This is a genomic window from Pseudomonas sp. SIMBA_067, assembly GCF_046534675.1.
In the GTDB taxonomy this organism is placed as follows: Bacteria; Pseudomonadota; Gammaproteobacteria; order Pseudomonadales; family Pseudomonadaceae; genus Aquipseudomonas; species Aquipseudomonas putida.
On sequence record NZ_JAWRYH010000211.1, the window covers coordinates 1 to 311 of the forward strand.

Here is a 311-nt window from a genome sequence, read left to right on the forward strand (position 1 = left end):
ATGCTATTTCAATAAAGTGAGAGCGGCTTTAAATAAAGCATTTCACGAAGGCATTATTCGTCGAAATCCTGTAAACGAAGTAAAAAGCATCAAGATAGAACAAAACCCTCGTAATTACTTAGAAGAGGAAGAAGTAACTGCACTTTATAAAACAGAGTGCCGGTATGATGTACTCAAAAGAGCATTCTTATTCGGATGCCTCACAGGTATGCGCTGGAGTGATATTCAAAAGCTAACGTGGGAAAAACTCACAATGATAGATCCACGAGCAACTTTTAATCACATTAAAACAGGGCAACTTCAGTACTTAT

1 pseudogene is annotated in these 311 nt (G+C 37.3%); it reads left to right on the plus strand.

Going from position 1 to position 311, the window contains the following annotated elements:
• A pseudogene (locus SB765_RS28775) lies at positions 1 to 311 on the plus strand (site-specific integrase); the annotation flags it as partial.